Source organism: Gilvimarinus gilvus, assembly GCF_030518155.1.
Taxonomy (GTDB): domain Bacteria; phylum Pseudomonadota; class Gammaproteobacteria; order Pseudomonadales; family Cellvibrionaceae; genus Gilvimarinus; species Gilvimarinus gilvus.
This window is the reverse complement of the sequence record NZ_JAULRU010000569.1, coordinates 91825-109288: the sequence shown is the minus strand read 5'-3', so window position 1 is coordinate 109288 and position 17464 is coordinate 91825. Positions and strand designations below refer to the sequence as shown.

Here is a 17464-nt window from a genome sequence, read left to right as displayed (position 1 = left end):
TTCACATGAACGAGATTATTCTTGGCGTTGTGATGTTCACCGTCATCGTACTGGCTCTGGTGTTTGTGATCCTGAGCGCACGTGCGAAGTTGGTAGCATCGGGCGACGTAACAATTGATATTAACGGCGAACAAACCCTGACCGTACCGGCCGGTGGCAAGCTGCTGCAAACTCTGTCCAGTGCTGGATTGTTTCTGCCGTCTGCCTGTGGCGGCGGTGGTACCTGTGCCCAGTGTCGCTGTGTGGTAAGTGAAGGTGGCGGGTCTATGTTGCCCACCGAAGAAAGTCACTTTACCAAGCGCGAAGCGGTAGAAGGCTGGCGCTTGTCTTGCCAGACCCCGGTTAAGCAAGATATGAAAGTGGAAGTGCCGGAAGAAGTATTCGGCGTGAAGCAGTGGGAGTGTACCGTTGAGTCTAACCCCAATGTGGCCACCTTTATTAAAGAGCTGACCCTGAAGTTGCCAGAAGGCGAGAACGTCGACTTCCGCGCTGGTGGTTACGTGCAGCTGGAGTGTCCTCCTTACGAAATCAATTTCTCAGATTTTGATATCGAAGAGCAATTCCGCGGTGATTGGGAGCGCTTTGGTTTCTTTAACTTAAAAGCCAAAAGCACCGAGACCGTGCAGCGCGCCTACTCAATGGCGAACTACCCGGAAGAGAAAGGTCTGGTTAAGTTCAACATTCGTATTGCCACGCCACCTCCTGGCTCAACGGGCATTCAGCCGGGTGTTATGTCGACCTACGTGTTTAACCTGAAGCCGGGCGATAAAATCACCGTATTCGGACCATTTGGTGAGTTCTTCGCGAAAGACACCGATGCAGAAATGGTATTTGTCGGCGGTGGTGCTGGTATGGCGCCAATGCGCTCGCATATTTTCGATCAGCTCAAGCGTTTGAACTCCAAGCGTAAGATGTCGTTCTGGTACGGTGCCCGCTCATTGAAAGAGCTGTTCTATCAAGACGAATACGACATGCTGGCCGATGAAAACGAAAACTTCACCTGGCACGTGGCAATGTCTGACCCGCAGCCCGAGGATAACTGGGAAGGTTTAACCGGTTTTATTCATAACGTACTTTACGATGAATACCTGAAAGACCACCCGGCTCCGGAAGACTGTGAGTTCTATATGTGTGGGCCACCGATGATGAACGCGGCGGTGATTAAACTGCTGCAAGATCTCGGTGTAGAAGAAGAAAACATTATGCTTGATGACTTTGGTGGTTAATTGCGAGTGATTGATCAAGCAATGATGATTGCCTACCAAGCAATAATAAAAACGAGGCTGGTGTTACTGGCCTCGTTTTTGTTTATGGGTGTGTGGATTTCTGGCTGTGCTAAGGCACCCGAGTACGAAACGGCTAAAATGTCGGGGCGTACCATGGGCACCAGTTACCACATTACATTGGTTTCGGCGGCGGATACACCACTGGGCGTGGACGCCAGTACCGTGCAGCAGAACGTTGATCAGGAACTGCAGCTGATCAATCAACTGATGTCGACTTACATCGCCGATTCGGAGTTGATGGTATTTAATGAATCCGAAGTAGGGCAGTGGCGTGAATTGTCTGCGCCATTGCTCGAAGTGCTTAGCCTCAGCCGCCAAATTAGCGAGGCGACGGCGGGCGCGTTTGATATAACGGTGGGGCCGTTGGTGAATCTTTGGGGGTTTGGCCCGCAAATGCAGCCAGATATCGTGCCCTCTGATCAAGATCTGGCGGCCGCTAAAGCGCTGATAGGCTACCACAAGCTTGAATTAAGGGACGGGCAGGCGCGGCGTACCGCGCCCATATTTGTCGATTTGTCCGCGGTTGCCAAGGGCTATGGTGTAGACTGGGTAGCGCAGACTTTAGAGCAGCTTGGCATCGTTCATTACATGGTTGAAATTGGCGGTGAAGTGCGCGTTAAAGGCCACAGCCCGCGCGGCAATAACTGGCGTATCGCGGTTGAGCAGCCCGCCATCTTAGTCAGGGATGCGGCCAAGGCTCTCAGTCTGAGCGATCATGCTGTGGCCACGTCGGGCGACTACCGCAATTATTTTGAAGTTGACGGTGTGCGCTATTCTCACACCATCGACCCCGCCAGCGGCAAGCCGATTACTCACACATTGGCATCGGTTACCGTGGTTGCGGACTCGGCGGCGAAAGCTGATGCATGGGCGACCGCACTCAACGTATTAGGCCCGGAAAAGGGTCTGCAAGTGGCCGAGGCGGAAAAACTTGCGGTGTATATGATTGTCAAAGACGGTGACGGCTTTAGCGAAAAGCAAACCACTCACTTTGCTCAGTTCACGGATTAGTCGACTCCGGACGAGCGTTCAGTAGAGGTGCTCATATGGGTACATTTTTAGTTGCATTCTTTGCCATGCTATTGGTGATTACCGCCATGGCTATTGGCGTAATATTTGGTCGCAAACCCCTGGCCGGCTCCTGCGGTGGTGTTGGTGACGCTCTGGGTGAGAAAGATTACACCTGCGAGTTGTGCGGTGGCGACGAGAAAAAATGCGAAGAAATCAAAAACGGCGAAGCGTCTGGGGACAGCAACTTGGCTGTGGATGCTATGGCCAATAAAAAGCAGTGAACCGAAGGCTGGGGGCAGCTCGGTGCAACAACCACTGCGCACAAAGAGACGAGAGCTCACCGCGTTTAACAACGCATTTCAGGAAGGGGATAGCGAGTGTCACAATATACCTTTGATGTACTGATTATTGGATCAGGGCCTGCGGGCGAGAGTGCAGCCATGGCATCGGCCAAGGCCGGCAAACGTGTTGCGGTTATTGAGGGGCGTTCTTTGGTGGGTGGCAACTGCGCTCACAAGGGTACGATTCCGTCCAAGTCGCTGCGCCATATGGTTAAGCAAATCATACAATTTAAAACCAGCACCCTGTTTCGCGAGATCGGCGAAACCTGGCGCTTAACCTACCCCCGGGTGTTGGCCTCGGCCAATGCGGTTATTCCTAAGCAAGTTGAATTGCATACCGATTTTTACATTCGCAATCGGGTTAAGCTCTATTCAGGGTTTGCCCGCTTTTTGGACGCGCATACCGTTGCCATTGATTTGCTCGAAGGCGCGCGCGAAGAAATCGTTACCGCGGATAAAGTCATTATCGCGACCGGTTCGCGACCGTATCAGCCAACCGATATCGATTTTAACCATCCGCGTATTTACGATTCCGACTCGGTGTTGGATATGCAGCACACTCCGCGCCACCTGATTATTTACGGTGCCGGTGTGATTGGCTGTGAGTACGCCTCTATCTTCTCTGGGCTTGGGGTAAAGGTTGATCTAATCAACAGTCGCGACCGACTGCTATCGTTTCTCGACGATGAAATCTCCGACGCTTTGAGTTATCACCTGCGCGATAACGGTGTTCGGGTGCGCCACAGCGAAACATACACAAAAATTGAAGCTAATGACCACGGCGTCACCGTATATTTGGAGTCTGGCAAGCGTATTACTGCCGATGCTGTGCTTTGGTGCAACGGCCGCAGCGGCAACACCGACAAGTTAAATCTTGAAGCCATTGGCTTAGAACCAGACCATCGCGGTAACCTAAAGGTTAACAGTCAGTATCAAACGGACGTGGAAAACATTTACGCCGTGGGTGATGTGGTGGGTTGGCCCAGTCTGGCGAGTGCGTCATTCGATCAGGGCAGGGCATTAGCGGCGATTATTCTCGGCAAAGAGTGTGCGGAAGTCTCCGAAGTACCTACCGGTATTTATACCTTGCCCGAAATCAGCTCTGTGGGTAAAACCGAAAGCGAGCTGACCGAGGCCAAGGTGCCCTACGAAGTGGGTCGCTGTCTGTTTAAGAACACAGCGCGTGGTCAAATCAGCAGTGAAGATGTAGGTATGCTGAAACTGTTGTTCCATGTCGACACCGGTCAACTACTGGGTGTTCACTGTTTTGGCGCCGAGGCGGCGGAGATTGTCCATATCGGTCAGGCGATTATGTCGCAACCCGGAGAGGCCAATAATATTAATTTCTTTTTGAATACCACGTTTAACTACCCGACCATGGCAGAGGCGTATCGCCTGGCGGCGTTGGATGGGACGAATCGGATTAATCGTCGGTAATCTGTTTTGTGGCGGCCCCTTTGGGGCCGTTCGTCCGTCCTCAGACGTCTGACATCAGGCTGTGTTTCAACCTTTTTACCGGATTTCGCCCAGCAGGCGAGTGACTTTTCGTGACGCGACGAAAAGTAACCAAAAGGCGCGCCCCGCAACTGGCCCTTCGGGTTCCCTCGCTCCTATTGAATTTGGAGGGTCGTATCGACAGGCCCTCCCTGGCCTGACGATACTTGCGCTCGCGTCCATGCGAGCTTACCCACCAAATTCAATCTCCACTCGGCTCAGTGGCATGGGGTGAGGGCACTCCGTAGCTCAATGCTCTTAAACGTCAGACATCAGGCGTCTGACCTCAGACTTTCTATTTCCATCAGGCGTCGGACGTAAGACTTTCTTTTCCAGTCAGCTATCAAGCGCCGAGCGCAAAGCGATTCAATTTCGGTTGTGCCTATTCATCTGAAAATAATGGCGCGAAAATGCTATTTTGAAGAACATGGATATACAGGTATATTGAAGCGCTGGTACTGGCTACGCACGCTATTCCACAAATTCACGCACGCTTTGCTGTTTTCAATACATTGAAATTACTTTAGTATCAAATACTTAACCAGCTCGGAAGGTTAGATAGCGAGACCTTTGTATGCATGATAACGCGCATAGACGCTTTGTTTCTCCCTTCCGGAACGAAAATAAACAACTAAAGTTATAACAAATCAATGCCTTGCGCCATTGTCTTCTTGTCGTTTCGGGGATGGATAACGCGCGAGCTCTATTTAAAAATGCTAACTTGTATCCCCGTATGAGAGTAATTCGCAAAATTGCGTTGATTATTGAGACCATAATTGGCTTTGGACTTCCTATCTATATGTGGGTTCTCGGTCTGATCATGAGCCCGTTTCTCTTCCTCGGTTTCGTTACAGGCGGGGAAATTGAAATGGCAGTTTCTGTCCTGGCTGTTGCCTTGGGCGGAATTGGTTTATGGGGTATGCTTCAATTAGCAGTTAAAGTTATCGAGCCACACTCTCGGGTCACTACACCGCGCAGGCTAACTGGCTTTGTTGTTTGTGGGTTACTGGCGGTGTCTATCGCTACAGTGCTTCTAGGCTTCGAGCCAAAAGGTTTTAGCTTAATTTTTTTGCCACCTGTATTGGTTACGGTTCACTTCTTGTACTTGGCGCGAGGGTATTTGTGGCCAAACAGTTAACAATCCAAGGTAGTGGGACATATTTGCTTCGCTGCGCTCAAAACGCAAAATATGCCCCGGCTTGGGGCGTTATCTACCGTCATGAATATTGAATACCGCAGAGTACCTTTAACTGAAGATGGGCTTGGCCCTGAAGAAGGCCCATTTCTAGAGCCATTGGGGTATGTGCTTTTTGTAGAAAAAGCTTGCTATTTTGGAGTCCTACCCCCGATTGAAATTCTCAATGAAATGTTCAATGAGGGCAGTATTGTCAGTAACAGAAACTTTAACTTGCTTTGGTCTCCCTTCAAGTTGAGCAATGAAGAATATAGAGAACTAGTCACAGCTGTAGAAACCCATCCTGAGTGGGGTGGTGAGGTCGATACTAGTTTCAATGGTGTGGCCGAAGACTGGGGGCATTGGGCTTTGATACGCTCAATGGAGAAATTTGATAGTCAAAGATAGCACGTCCAACCAGAGGGACCAAAAACCGCTGCTTCGCTTTGGTTTCTCGGGCCCTGCTGGCGGCTTAACTTTACTACCAAATAGCATGAACAATTTTCCAAGGGATAGATACAATTCGGTAGAGCTCTCAAAGATATTTGAAGCGGCTGAAATTCAAGAGGTTCAGGGGGGTTGCTTCAAGTCAGTTGAAGTGAACGGAGAGGAGCTGGAAATCTACTTTCCTAGCAATAAGGGAGTTGTCGATAGTAAGTATATTGAAATGGCTAGGAGCATACTTTCTCAAATCACAACTAAAAGAACTCTCAATAGCTACTAGAAAAATTCACCAAGAATACCAAAGCTTTCTAGGTGAAAATCTATTAGAGCGTGTCAATAATAAGTTTGAAAATCGTTCACTTGTGGTGATTGCGATAATAGCCATAGCTGCCAGCACTTTGTTTGTTTTTGTGAAAATTATTGGTGGGTGTAACATTTAGAGCTAACAAACTGCACAGTTACACCTTCGAAAGCGTCGGCGGGACGCTCGTAAACTCGCACCCATGAGCTGAACATTAGGTGAAGAATTATGACGTACCCTTGTGCTAGAAAAGGACTTAATTCGTGAAATATCCAATATTGGTGCTGGGAGGTTACGGTAATTTTGGAGGTAAAATCAGTGAGAAACTAGCTAAACATTCTGGAATTAGGGTGATAGTAGCAGGGCGAGATAAACAAAAAGCAGAAGACTTCGCTAGAATAATGTCACACGAAACTGGATCTACGATTGATGCTGTCAAACTAGACATATCCGAAAGTAATCTATGCAAGAATATTGCAGATACTGGCGAAAAATTAGTTATTCATTCGTGCGGACCATTCCAAGGGCAGAGTTATAGTGTGGCCGAAGCATGTATTGAATCTGGAATCAACTATATTGATCTTGCTGACGGACGAAGCTTTGTTAATGGGTTTGAAAAGTTGAATATTAAAGCTAAGCAAAATAATGTCCTTGCTGTAACTGGCGCAAGTAGCGTTCCAGGGCTCTCGTCCTCAGTGGTTGATGAGTTTCTTTCAGCTTTCCGCGAACTAAAAGAAATTGAGTATGGTATTGCGCCAGGGAACCAAGCGGATAGAGGAGAAGCTACTGTAAAAGCAATTTTGAGCTATACTGGCCGTCCATTTAAACGATGGCAAGGTGGTTCGTGGGATGATGTATATGGATGGCAAGAGGTGCATAAACAAACATTCCCTTGCCCGATCGGGAAAAGGTGGTTGGCTAATTGCGACATTCCAGACTTAGAGCTTTTCCACAGTCGTTACCCAGGGTTAAGAACAATTAAATTTTACGCTGGCCTAGAAATAGGTGCATTGCATATTGGTTTATGGCTGTTGTCATGGTCTGCTAGATTTAGACTGGTCAGTAATTTATCTCGTTATTCCCGTATTATTACTAAAATGAGTTGCTGGGTTCAAACGCTAGGTACAGATATTGGTGGTATGTATATTCAGATGAGCGGCACGGACGTCAATGGTAATCCAAAGGTATTGCGCTGGGACTTAGTTGCTGAAGACGGAGATGGCCCTAAAATTCCGACAATTCCCTCGATAATTCTCGCTAAAAAGCTTGCTGAAGGAACTCTTGAAGAAAAAGGTGCAAAAGCATGCGTTGGTTTGTTTTCTTTAGCCGAATTTACCGACGAAGTAGAAGATTTGAATATATGGCAAAAGTTAACCAGTGTACCCTAGCAAGCCTGGTTCGGAATTTTGTAATCTCCGGCTTCGCCTTCACTTTTGAAGATCGCACATTGCGGCGTTGACGAACAGTGAGCATAATTCTGAAATTCCCCATAATTTTAACAATCTTGATCGCAGGCTGCGCTAGGGTTGAGCCATTTGATCAATTCTCAAGTGATGGCCTAGCTCGAGAGTTTCACGCGGTAATTGAAAAAACAAGTCGTGGAAAGAGTATCAGTAGTGCTAGAACTGGAAATTTACGACCTTGGCAGCGGCATAACGTAAACCAGTTGGATGAGCAAGGTCTCGAGTCATTTGTTTTTTCAAATAACTGTGGGTTTGGTAGATTTAACGCTTCAATAGTTTCTCACGATAAGGGCGCTGATGTCAGTTCATTCGATGGCTGGTTGTACTTTAGTCTCGGTGAATGGTGTGATCATAAAACGTATGATGGCCATGATAAGTATTATACGAAATTAATTGAGTGGAATGGTTATTGGTTTCTAGATGAAGTCTATCCATTGCCAAATACTAGTAATAATCTACGTTTTATCGCTCCGTACCCCTATGCATCTAGGTACGATCGCGATGATCTTATATCAGCGACTAAAGCATGCGTTCCCGAAGGCGCATTTGATAACTATGAAATTGAATATCTTAGGCACTTTGAGGTTGTTGAGCTAACAGCAAGTGAAATTTGTTTTACAAAGATAATCAAATTAAGCACATTGAATGAAAAGCTATGATGTATGAAGCCGAAGTTGATTACAGGCTGCTTTCAATGCCTTTTTCTGCCTTGGGCATACGTTCTAATCGTTAGAGTGGCCCATGGGAAGCTATAATACACGCAAGGTTAACTACATAGGGGTAGCATGAAAGATACAGGGAGAGTAAGTTCGTGTAGGGCGGAAAGCGCGTTTGAAGGAACAGTTGTGTGGAGCCCGCTGAAATCTGTATGGTTTCTTGCCAATCTCGCCGCTACTTTGTTGATCGCACCATTGGTTTTTAGTCTCCTTGGTTTTTTGATTTTCCTTCTGCTTACTGCCGTTACCCTTTGTTTTGGCCATTCATTGGGAATGCACAGACTGCTGATTCACAGGTCTTATGAGTGCCCGATATGGATGGAGTACATTTTTGTTTATCTTGGTGTGTTGGTGGGAATGGCAGGCCCTATCGGTATGATGAAGCAACACGACCTGCGAGATTGGGCTCAGAGGCAGACAAAGTGTCACGACTTCCTGCTGCATGGCTCAAATATAATCAAAGATGGATGGTGGCAGCTTAACTGTGACCTTGAGCTGGCGGACCCGCCGGAGTTTACTGTTGAAGCAGAAGTCTTGAACAATAGATTCTATCTTTTTCTGGAAAAATATTGGTTGATGCAACAGCTGACTGTTGCATTACCTCTTTATGTGTTCGGCGGTTTGTCTTGGTTGGTATGGGGCGTTTGTGTTCGAGTCGTAGTTTCCGTTGGCGGTCATTGGCTTGTGGGTTACTTTGCCCATAATCATGGGCAGCGGACCTGGCGCGTTGAAGGGGCGGCTGTTCAAGGGCACAATATTCGAATTGTAGGTCTTTTATCCATGGGCGAGGCGTGGCATAACAACCACCATGCTTATCCTGGGTCCGCTATGCTTGGCTTGTATAAAGACGAGCCAGACCCAGGGTGGTGGGTGCTAAACGCATTGCTTAATCTCGGTTTGGTTAACAATATCAAGCTGCCCAAGGATTTGCCTTCTCGCGGTGAGCTTGTGGCCGAAGATAAAAACCTGCATGGACGGGTGGAACGCGTTCCCGAGAAGTGCGATATCGCTACTTTCATTAGGGGTGGTTAGGGCGTTGCGGTGTCGGGCGCAGATTGCTCCTTGCGTTTGTGAGTGGTGGCAGGTGCCTACAGATATAGACATATCTGTGTAATTAGCATAAAGGAAAATGCATTAAGCAATATGAAAATTGAATATAAAGTAAATGCGCCGGTATCGACCGATCAATTTGTTGAGCTTCTTAAGGCGTCTAATCTTGCTGAGCGGCGCCCGGTGGACGATAGAGTTTGCATGGCCGGAATGTTGGCCAATAGCAATCTTACGGTAACAGCCTGGTGGGGTGGTAAGTTGGTGGGTATTGCGCGCAGTGTGACGGATTTTCACTATGCGTGTTATTTGTCGGATTTAGCGGTGCATGCGGATTATCAGAAATGCGGTGTTGGCAGGCAGCTACAGGTGCTTACGCAGCGTCAGTTAGGCGCCCATTGTAAGCTCATCCTAATCGCAGCGCCGGCCGCCAATGATTACTACCCGCATGTCGGGTATCAATCGAACCCGCGGTGTTGGGTTTTAGATCGTGATCAGTGTATTAGTCGTTAGCAGGCTATTGAAAAACCTCAAGCGTACTCGGGCTTTCAGGCTGGCTCGTAATCATTTAATGGCCTGTTGTTTTTTTACTGATTGTAGGAAACTGACTTAACGGTAGGGTGAGTACAAGCGATAGAAGTTTTGCTTGATTTACGGTCGGTCTATTTTAATCTAATGCGTTCGGACATAAGTCCCTGAATGCAGACTAATACGCCAAGGAGTGGGCTCGGCTGTTAATTTTATGCGCCAGCTGTGAGTTGTCGTCTATCTCCACATTTATTTATGAAAATCTCGCTCATTTTTGTTTCTAGAGTGCCTTTTGTCATATATGATTTTGGTATAGGTAAAAGGCGGTCTTATTCTGCACAGCTGATCAAAGGAGAGTAAGCTAGAGAATCTTGGCCAGTCGACCTATGCCGCGGAATTAGCGGCCTGACGTACTACCGCATAATGGAGAGTGAATCGATTCACAGGGCTTCTCATGGAACGCGTATTGTTTAGGATGGTTATTTTTTGCGTGCTCGCTGTGTGCTCAGTGCAAACAGCCACCGCTGAAGATACGGTAATACGCATTGCGGTGGCCGATGACTTTTACCCCTTCTACCGCAAAGAAGCCGATGCTAGCTTCTCTGGCGCCTCTGTAGAGGTTGCCAAATCGGTTTTCGCCAGTCTTGGTTACAACCTGCGCATTACCCAGTATCGCGATATGCGCTCCGCCCTGGAAGCCATAGCAACGGGCCGTCAGGATGTGATGATAAACCTTACTGAAACATCAGAACGGGCAAAAATTGCGCTTTTTACCACAACACCTCACGTCTATGAAACTCAGGATATTATTGTTCGCGCCGACGCACGAATCAATTTTGATGGCAACCTATTAGATCTTGCCAGCTATCGAATCGGTGTCATTTTTGGCTGGACTTACGGGGCTGAATTCGACGCTGCAGATTTTCTCACCAAAGAACCGGTTTTGGACTCTAAAGCGCAACTGGAAGGTCTGCTGTCCGGCCAGTTTGATGTGGCGCTTAATAATCAACAGTATTTTATGGCTGAGGCAAAGCAGCTGGGTATTGGGAATGTATTTAAAGTACTCCCCCCGTCGGTCTATGTGCTTCCTGTTAATATGGCTGTTTCCCGCAAGTACCCGGGTGCGATTGAGTTGCGCAATGACCTGGACCGTGAGCTGGCCCGGTTTGTTAGCAGCGAAGAATACGCGCAAATTATGACCCAGTTCAATCTGGCAAAACCGGGTGCGGAGGTGGCGCAATGATTCAGCGGATGTTGGCCCGGCCGGTTATTTTATGGTTGCTGACGTTGTCAGTTTGCCTTGTGCCTGTTGCCAGCCTGGCTGACAGCGTAGCGTCAGCTGAAGAGCCCGTGAGCCAGGCTGGCCTCATACAGCTTACCGAATCGCTTAAGTTGCAAGATGAAATCCTTACCAGTGCCATAACCACTTACCTCTATTCTGAGGATGAACGTTGGCTGGAGCGCTATCGTGTAGCGGCTACACGCTATGAAGATACGTTGAGTGAGTTGCTGGTCAAGGCGCCGGTCGCTTCGGAGAAGCAGATTGAACTGATTGCGGCCATTAACGAGTCGTTGGTTAAGTTGGAAAGCCGCGCTGAAGCGCTTATGGCACAACGAGAAATCAGTGCCGCACGTAGCGTTCTTGAATCACCTGATTATAGGCAGAATAAGCGGGCTTTGGTTGAGGCGATTGATCGATTGGGGGAGGAGTTTGCCACCTACAACCAAACACAGATTGTCAGTACGTTTTCCACAACGGCGTCGGGCGCAAACGAGCTGCGTTTAACCGAAGAAGAGCTTGCCTGGGTAGAAGAGAATCCACGAGTTATTGTGGGTAAAGAGCTCGATTGGCCGCCGTTTAACTTCACCGATAAGGAGGGAGCCTACGTTGGTGTTTCGGTTGATTTTATTAATCTAATCGCAGAAAAAACAGGGCTAGGGTTCGAATACTCCGAGCCCGCCAGTTACTCCGAGTTACATGCCAAGCTGCGCAACCATGACATTGATATGGTGATGGCCGCTTATTTCTCTGCCGATAGAAGTCAATATGCTTTGCACACGCCCAGCTATCTTATTCTACAAGAGCATGTGTTTGTTAAGCGTGGCTCTGACATTACGAATATGGAGGCCTTGACCGGTAGAACCCTTGCACTACCAGCTGGCTACTCATCGATTGATATCGTCAAAGCAAAAATGCCTGATATCAAGATTGTCGAAACCGATTCGATACAGGATGCCATAGAAATGGTTTTGTCGGGTGACGCCGATGCGACAATGGATTCTCAGAGTGTTGTGGAATATTACCTGCGAGAGAATGCGCTTTCTGGCTTGGTGTCTTTTCCGGGTAACTTGGGGCAGAACCCTTTAAGAATGTTGGTCGCAGGTCACAAGCCGGTGTTGCATAGCATCATTACCAAGGCGATAGCATCTGTTAGCGCAGAAGAGCGGCTGGCAATACTGTCGAATTGGTTAAGGCCGAGTCAGGAGCTGGTAAAAGCAAAAGCGCTATCGACGCTAGAGCTTAGTGTGGAGGAGCAAAGCTGGTTGTTGCAGCACCCGGTTATTAAAGTGGGGGCGGACCCCGACTGGGCCCCATTCGAGTTTATCGACGACAACGGTCAGTACTCGGGAATTGTAGCCGATTACGTCAGCTTAATCAGCGATCAGTTGGGCATTAAGTTCGAGCTCGCGTCTGCGGATACCTGGGCGGATACGGTGACTAAAGCCCGGCAAAAAGCAATCGATATGCTGCCCGGTATGGCTGCAACAGACAACAGGCGAGAGTTTCTGCTGTTTACCGATAGCTATTTAAGCATTCCGTCCGTGGTTATTGCACATGAGGACCATGCCGAATCTATGACAAGTATGCAAGATTTGCTGGGACGCAAACTTGGCGTTGTCGATGGTTATTCCAGCACCGAGTGGGCGCAACGTAACTTTCCGGATATTGATTTTGTTGTTGTCGATAGCCTCAAAAGCGGCCTAATGAATGTTGCTGACGGTGACCTCGATGCAATATTGGGAAATCAGTTTTCGGCGTTAAGTCTCGTTAATGAGTTTGGCCTTACTGATTTGCAGGTGGCATTTCGCACAGCGTATCAATATGAATTAAGCATGGGGGTAAGGGACGACTGGGCTACATGGGTTAGCATTCTTAATAAGGTAATCGAAAATATTACACCTGCCCAACGCGATGCCATTCGCAATCACTGGATCAGTATTGAATTAGGCGATTCAGTCTCAGCCCAGGGCGTTGCGGGAATTCACGAAATACCCATCGTTAAATTTGTGGTGCTGACGATAGGGTTGGCGTTGATATTTCTTGGTGTCGTGTGGTTTTTGGCGCGCAGAGCCGAAAAATTTCTAACCGTAAACAAGTCTCGTCACTTGCGCCTATTTGGCATTCTGGCGTTAATGACGATTTTGATTGTGATACTCAGTTTAACTTGGTACTCCCTGGAGCGAGAAGAAAAGATTGCCCGCGATCGAGCGGGACAGGCTTTGGTGACGGTGCTTCAGGCTACCCATGAAATGCTCCAGCATTGGATTAAAGCTCAGCTCCAACTGGTAACCCTAATTGCTCGAGAGGAAGGCCTGCAAACACTGATTGCCTCGCAACAGCCCAATGATCATTCCATAGGAAACCCATCCACGCTAGGAATGCAGGCTCTATTGAGCCAGCATAATCTGGATAATAACGACTGGCGTTTATCTATGGTGTTAACGGATGGTACGGCGGTATTTCCAGCCGCCCCGTCAGTGAGTCACCTAATGGATATTTTGCAAGACAAAGTGTTTATGGGGCAGGTTGCTTTTATCCCACCGATGCTTAATCCCAACACACAAGAGGTCGAAATATACTTTGCCGCTCCGGTACTGGACTATGCGGGCAGAGCCGTAGGGGCAGTTGTTGCCAGTGTTGAACCTAAAGATACATTCGAGGCCATATTAGCTCGAGGCAGAACAGGGCGAACCGGTGAGGTTTATGCGGTTAACGCTCACGGTGTGATGCTCAGTGAAAGTCGTTTTATCAATACACTCGCGGAGCAAAATATTATCTCCAGTGATGCCGGAACGGCACTGTCGCTACTGGTGTCTTATCCGGCTCAGGTTAAACCTTTTTCAGATATAGGCAGTGATGACAACGCTTTAACGCACGCCGCAGCGGCATTAACGCGTGGCGAAACTGGCCTGAGCACTCAAGGTTTTTTCGACTACCGCGGCGAAACCGTGTTAAGTGCCTGGCACTGGGCGCCGGAGCTTGGTTTGGGGCTCATCTCAGAGGTGGACGAGTCAGAGGCGCTAGAGGCTTACATTATTTCCCGCAATACGCTGTATGCATTGCTTGGCGCGACTTTGTTCCTGTCCTTAAGTCTAATGGGAATTAATAACTGGATAGGCGATCGCGCTACACGCTCCTTGGTGAAAGCGCGCGATGAGCTGGAAGATAAAGTTGAAGAGCGAACACTTGAACTCAGCAAAAGCAAAGACCAGTTTAAGAACCTTTTGGAGTCTACACCGGACCCAATCGTAGCGACAGATTCTGAAGGCACTATATTGATGATCAACAAGCGTGCCCAAGAGCTATTTGGCTATGAATGGAGCGAGCTCACGCAGCGCTCTATTGAAGTGTTGTTTTGCCCGCAAAGTAAAAAGCCATACCAAGATTATTGCAATGCCTATGTCAACGCACAAGGCAATGCAGTGGCCGGTGAAGGGCGAGAATTACTCGCGCTGACAAAGTTTGAAAATCGAGTGCCTGTCGAAATCAGTATAAGCTTGATCGAAGCTGAAACTGGCGCAATGATCATTACGTCACTGCGCGATATTACAGCCCGCAAGAAAGCAGAAAAGGCGCTGGCCGAATCAAGAAAGTTGTTGCAGTCGGTATTGGATAATTCTCCAGCGTTAATATACCTCAAAGACCGTGAGGGACGTTATATGTTGGTGAACAAGGTGTGGGAACAAGTGATGCAGCTTGACCATGACTTTGCGCTCAACAAAACAGATTTTGATTTGCAGCCTAAGGAAGACGCTGAGCGCTTTAGAATGGCCGACTTAGAAGCTATCGAGCAAGGTGAGACGATTCAGCTAGAAGAAACTCTACATAACACCGACGGCAGCGTAAGCACCTACATCACTTATAAATTTCCGGTGTACGATGTGGACGGTGAATTTTTGGCTTTGGGAGGAGTATCAACAGATATTACGGAGTTGGTAAAAGCTCGCGAACAGGCCAACGACGCTAATCGGGCGAAAAGTGATTTCCTGGCAAATATGTCCCATGAAATTCGCACTCCGATGAACGCCATTATTGGGATGAGCTATCTCGCTCTGCAAACTGAGCTGTCGCCGCGACAAGAAGATTACGTCAACAAAATAAATTCTGCTGCAAATGCCTTGCTGGGTATTATTAATGACATTCTCGACTTTTCGAAAATTGAAGCAGGAAAGTTAGAGCTTGAAACCATTCCTTTCAGCTTAGAAGAGACCATCAGTAATCTTGCCAGCTTGATGCAAGTAAAGGTTCAGGAGAAAGATCTTGAATTTTTGATTGATCTTGACCCGGAGGTGCCATCGGGGCTAGAAGGTGATCCGCTGAGGCTGGGGCAAATTTTAATTAACCTGGTAAACAATGCGGTGAAATTTACTGAAAGTGGTGAAATCGTCATTGGCATTGGTGTGAAAGAATGGCTTGAGGATTCCGTTGTATTGCAATTTTCCGTGTCTGATACCGGCATTGGGATGACACCCGCACAAGTGGCGAATTTGTTCCAGTCGTTCAGCCAGGCCGATGCTTCAACCACGCGCAAGTACGGCGGCACCGGATTGGGGTTGAGTATTAGCAAACAGCTTACGCAGCTTATGGGCGGCGAAATATGGGTCGAAAGTGAACAGGGTAAAGGCAGTACTTTTGCGTTTACAGCACAGTTTGTTATTAATAGTGAGGCCGAAACACAACGGGAACTGCCAGACTCAGTATTGCTTGGTCTTCCAGTTTTAGTCGTAGATGACAGCCCAGCGGCAAGGCAGGTTATGCAACATGCAGCCGAATCGCTTACCTTTGAGCCAACTGTTGCCTCATCCGGTAAAGAGGCTTTGGCTCTGGTGCAGCAACGCGATGATCTGGGGGAGCCGTTCCGGGTTGTATTTCTAGACTGGAAAATGCCAGGTATGGATGGTATTGAAGTCAACCATGCACTGACACACTCTTTGCAACTAAAATCGCCACCGAAAGTTATTATGGTGACTTCCTACGACACCAACGATATGTTGCGCAGAGTAGGCAATTCAGTGGCGGGTATATTAAGTAAACCTGCCTCAGTTTCATCAGTACTTGATTCGGTGATGCTAGCGCTCGGTATAGAATCGGCAACGTCAGGCGCTGGCAAAGCCGATGCCAGTGAGCAATCTGTTGCCGCAGCTGTATCCGGCGCCAGCATTTTATTGGTTGAAGATAACGAAATTAATCAACAAGTGGCGACCGAGCTGCTTGAGCGCGCCGGCATGACAGTCGAAGTGGCCGATAACGGCAAGATCGCGGTCGAGAAAATCGCTGAGAACCATTACGACATTGTCCTTATGGATTTACAAATGCCGGTAATGGATGGGATTGAGGCGTCCAGATGTATTAGGCGAGATGAGCGTTTTGAGTCGCTGCCTATTGTTGCTATGACGGCAAATGCAATGGCCGGAGACAAAGAGAGGTGTCTTGAGGCGGGGATGCAAGATCACGTCGCCAAGCCAATTAACCCTGCAGAATTGTATAAGGCATTGGCACAGTGGATCAAACCCCGGCCCGGGTTAGGGCAGGTTGATTCGGCGCAACAGCCCAGCCCAGATCAAGAAATGATCGCTCTACCGGAGGTGGAAGGGCTCGATACGGTAGAAGGGTTAAGCCATCTTGCGGGTAACAGAAAGCTCTATCGCGATCTTATTCGCCGTTTTATTAAGGACCAGTCGGGCGCGACGAACGAAATAGGCGCTGCACTCGCCAGCGGAGACTATAAAACGGCAGAAAGGGTAGCGCATACAACAAAAGGTGTTTCGGCCAGTTTGGGGGCCATCGATATTCAGAGGGCCGCGCAAGACCTGGAGCAGGCGCTGGAGCAAGAAAATTCGACTCAGGCGCAGGCGTTGTTACCTGAGCTTGCCGCAAAGCTTGACACTATGCTGCGGGATTTACAGGCTTTCGAGGAGAGTGCTCTTGAGTCCAGTGCCGAAGCAAGCGCCGACACTGTTTCGGTGGCAGAGGTAGGCGCTATACTGACTAGATTGAGACAATTACTTGAAGATGATGACGGGGAGGCCGAAGATTGTTTTATTGACAATCGCTTCGCATTGCAAAGTTGTACCACGTCGGCACATGTGTCTGATCTGGCCGATTGTATTGAAAGTTTTGACTACGAGGCTGCATTAGAGGTGGTGGCCCTGATGCAGGCGGAGCTACCCGCGGTGTCATCCCCCGATATTGCAAAACTGCTGGCATTGTTGGACAGTGACGATGGCGAGGCCGCCGACTTTTTTGACGAATCAAAGGTGGGCTTGGCGAACGCGCTTGACCAGCCCACTTTTGATGCGCTTGTAGACGCTATTGAAAACTTTGACTTCGAGCAGGCGGCAATAATTGTTCGCGCGTCACCTTTGGTTGAGGAATGA

Annotated in this window: 12 protein-coding genes; all 12 read left to right on the top strand. The window is 48.4% G+C overall.

Annotated elements, in window-relative coordinates:
- Nucleotides 1-5 precede the first annotated feature (5 nt).
- The 12 genes from nqrF (at nt 6) to QWI17_RS11035 (ending at nt 17464) form a co-directional block, all read left to right on the top strand.
- Complete coding sequence (gene nqrF, locus QWI17_RS11090; RefSeq protein ID WP_302722571.1) at nt 6-1226, top strand: NADH:ubiquinone reductase (Na(+)-transporting) subunit F; 1221 nt, start codon at nt 6-8, stop codon at nt 1224-1226.
- A 6-nt stretch (nt 1227-1232) separates the two neighbouring features.
- Nucleotides 1233-2297: an FAD:protein FMN transferase gene (locus QWI17_RS11085; RefSeq protein ID WP_302722570.1), complete on the top strand. Its 1065-nt coding sequence runs from the start codon at nt 1233-1235 to the stop codon at nt 2295-2297.
- 35 nt (nt 2298-2332) lie between these two features.
- Nucleotides 2333-2578 (top strand): (Na+)-NQR maturation NqrM, encoded by a 246-nt coding sequence (nqrM, locus tag QWI17_RS11080; RefSeq protein WP_302722569.1) that lies wholly within the window; start codon nt 2333-2335, stop codon nt 2576-2578.
- A gap of 96 nt (nt 2579-2674) precedes the next feature.
- The gene (gene sthA, locus QWI17_RS11075; protein ID WP_302722568.1) at nt 2675-4075 is read left to right on the top strand and encodes a Si-specific NAD(P)(+) transhydrogenase; all 1401 of its coding nucleotides are present in this window, start codon (nt 2675-2677) and stop codon (nt 4073-4075) included.
- 790 nt (nt 4076-4865) lie between these two features.
- The gene (locus QWI17_RS11070; RefSeq protein ID WP_302722567.1) at nt 4866-5270 is read left to right on the top strand and encodes a hypothetical protein; all 405 of its coding nucleotides are present in this window, start codon (nt 4866-4868) and stop codon (nt 5268-5270) included.
- Between the two features lie 81 nt (nt 5271-5351).
- The gene (locus tag QWI17_RS11065) at nt 5352-5714 is read left to right on the top strand and encodes a hypothetical protein (protein WP_302722566.1); all 363 of its coding nucleotides are present in this window, start codon (nt 5352-5354) and stop codon (nt 5712-5714) included.
- A gap of 600 nt (nt 5715-6314) precedes the next feature.
- Nucleotides 6315-7439, top strand: a complete 1125-nt coding sequence (locus QWI17_RS11060; protein ID WP_302722565.1) for a saccharopine dehydrogenase family protein — start codon at nt 6315-6317, stop codon at nt 7437-7439.
- 77 nt (nt 7440-7516) lie between these two features.
- Complete coding sequence (locus tag QWI17_RS11055) at nt 7517-8173, top strand: hypothetical protein (protein WP_302722564.1); 657 nt, start codon at nt 7517-7519, stop codon at nt 8171-8173.
- A 126-nt stretch (nt 8174-8299) separates the two neighbouring features.
- Nucleotides 8300-9262, top strand: a complete 963-nt coding sequence (locus tag QWI17_RS11050; protein WP_302722563.1) for an acyl-CoA desaturase — start codon at nt 8300-8302, stop codon at nt 9260-9262.
- Between the two features lie 111 nt (nt 9263-9373).
- Nucleotides 9374-9790 (top strand): GNAT family N-acetyltransferase, encoded by a 417-nt coding sequence (locus QWI17_RS11045; RefSeq protein ID WP_302722562.1) that lies wholly within the window; start codon nt 9374-9376, stop codon nt 9788-9790.
- A 469-nt stretch (nt 9791-10259) separates the two neighbouring features.
- Nucleotides 10260-11048 (top strand): substrate-binding periplasmic protein, encoded by a 789-nt coding sequence (locus QWI17_RS11040; RefSeq protein ID WP_302722561.1) that lies wholly within the window; start codon nt 10260-10262, stop codon nt 11046-11048.
- Entirely contained in the window at nt 11045-17464 is a 6420-nt protein-coding gene (locus QWI17_RS11035; protein WP_302722560.1) for a response regulator, read from the top strand. Before QWI17_RS11040 ends, QWI17_RS11035 begins: the two co-directional genes overlap by 4 nt.

Excerpts from the sequence above, each read along its gene's own strand:
- QWI17_RS11045 (WP_302722562.1), top strand. The coding sequence starts at position 9,374 with ATGAAAATTGAATATAAAGTAAATGCGCCGGTATCGACCGATCAATTT.
- QWI17_RS11050 (WP_302722563.1), top strand. The coding sequence starts at position 8,300 with ATGAAAGATACAGGGAGAGTAAGTTCGTGTAGGGCGGAAAGCGCGTTT.
- QWI17_RS11040 (WP_302722561.1), top strand. The coding sequence starts at position 10,260 with ATGGAACGCGTATTGTTTAGGATGGTTATTTTTTGCGTGCTCGCTGTG.
- QWI17_RS11035 (WP_302722560.1), top strand. The coding sequence starts at position 11,045 with ATGATTCAGCGGATGTTGGCCCGGCCGGTTATTTTATGGTTGCTGACG.
- nqrM (WP_302722569.1), top strand. The coding sequence starts at position 2,333 with ATGGGTACATTTTTAGTTGCATTCTTTGCCATGCTATTGGTGATTACC.
- QWI17_RS11065 (WP_302722566.1), top strand. The coding sequence starts at position 5,352 with ATGAATATTGAATACCGCAGAGTACCTTTAACTGAAGATGGGCTTGGC.
- nqrF (WP_302722571.1), top strand. The coding sequence starts at position 6 with ATGAACGAGATTATTCTTGGCGTTGTGATGTTCACCGTCATCGTACTG.
- QWI17_RS11070 (WP_302722567.1), top strand. The coding sequence starts at position 4,866 with ATGAGAGTAATTCGCAAAATTGCGTTGATTATTGAGACCATAATTGGC.